The 1,891-nt window shown below is 30.5% G+C and carries 1 protein-coding gene; it reads left to right on the forward strand.

Translation table 11 applies throughout. The features are described from left to right. Positions 1-235: 235 nt before the first annotated feature. On the forward strand, positions 236-1,564 hold the full coding sequence (gene brnQ / locus V7014_RS20685) for a branched-chain amino acid transport system II carrier protein (RefSeq protein WP_335509875.1): 1,329 nt from the start codon (positions 236-238) through the stop codon (positions 1,562-1,564). Positions 1,565-1,891: the final 327 nt, after the last annotated feature.

Consider the following 1,891-nt stretch of genomic DNA (forward strand, 5'->3'; position numbering starts at 1 on the left):
TAATCTAAATTTAGATTAACCTTTTAAATTATTAAAAAATAGTGAAAACTGTTGAAAATATTTTAAAGATATATTATTATTTCTTAGTCTAATTAAAAACTTCAGAAAGAAATTGGTCTAAAATGAAAAAATATTCAGAAAATTCCTAAATTATCGTATTTTCAATTTAATATTTTAAAATATTAACAGAAAATTTAGATATATAGGATTAATAAAGTATATAGGAGGTTGTATTTTGAAACAGAATAAGAATGGTTTATCATCTACTATAGCAATTGGATTTATGTTATTTGCATTATTTTTTGGAGCAGGAAATTTAATTTTCCCCGTATTAATGGGACAAATGGCTGGAACAAATGTATGGCCGGCAACAATTGGATTTATCGTGACAGGAGTAGGGCTACCTCTATTAGGGGTATTAGCAATTGGCTTCTCAGGAAAAGGAGATTTATATTCAGTGGCTAGTCGTGTACATCCGATGTTTGGATTGGTTTTCACTACTGTTCTTTATTTAACAATTGGGCCACTATTCGCTATTCCGAGAACAGGAAGTGTTTCTTATGAAGTAGGAATTAAACCTTTACTAGGCGATACAACTAGTAGTATTCCATTAGTCATTTTCACAATTATTTTCTTTGCTATAACGTGTATTTTCTCATTGAAACCAGGAAAAATTGTAGATATTGTAGGGAAAATTTTAACGCCAGTGCTAATTATCGTTATCGCTTTATTAATTGGAGCTGCTATTTTTAACCCAATGGGGGATTTTACTACTCCGAACGATAAATATACAGAATTTTCATTTTTTAAAGGTTTTCAAGAAGGATACTTAACAATGGATACACTTGCTTCACTTGTTTTCGGGATTATTGTGATAAATGCAGTAAAGGAACGAGGAGCTAGAACAAAGAGTGAGATCCTATCAAGTTGTTTTAAATCCGCAATGATTGCAGCTGGATTACTAGCTGTTATCTATGGTGGACTTGCTTACTTAGGTGCATCAAGTGTGAATGAAATTGGAATGTTAGAAAATGGTGGGTCTATCCTTGCTGCATCATCAGGTCATTACTTTGGATCGTATGGTAGCCTTATTCTTGGTTTAATTGTTATTGCAGCTTGCTTAACAACTAGTATTGGACTAGTAACAGCGTGCTCTGCTTATTTCAATAAATTACTTCCAAGTATTTCATACACAACATTTGCAATCATCCTTTCTATGTTTAGTACTGTAGTTGCAAATGTAGGATTAGAGAACTTGATCGCTTTTTCAGTTCCTGTATTGGTTGCTATATATCCATTAGCAATTTGTTTAATTGCTTTAACATTTTTACATCGCTTCTTCCAAGGCAGATCTTCAGTATACATTGTAAGTCTTGCCTTAGCATTCTTAGTGAGTTTGTTTGATGGATTAAATGCAGCTGGAATAAAGGTAGAAGCAGTTAATAATATTCTTTCTACGTTGCCACTTTATTCAGTAGGTTTAGGTTGGATTCTTCCAGCAATCTTAGGAGCAATTGTAGGTTATTTTATGAACTTTAATAGTGGAAAAGTAGTTACTGAATAAATTAGTAAATAATTAAAATCGTTATTCTTAATGAGCATTCTTCAAAAAGTCTATAAATCAAAAGTGATTTTTCATTGAAATCAAAGAAGCAGCCTATGGTCAACCAGAGGCTGCTTTTTTTGTATGAAGAAAATGTGAGTTGATTTTATGTATAGCTAAAATTATAAAGTAATACATACTAGATGATAATTATTATCGTTTGAATTATCTTTATAAAAGCTTAAAATCTTTGGTTTTAATAATCATTCTCAATTATAATATTAAATTCTCAATTATATTGACTCTTTCTTTATCATTTGTTATCGTTTATACAACACAACATTAAGT

Source organism: Bacillus sp. JJ722, assembly GCF_036963345.1.
GTDB lineage: Bacteria > Bacillota > Bacilli > Bacillales > DSM-1321 > Bacillus_AD.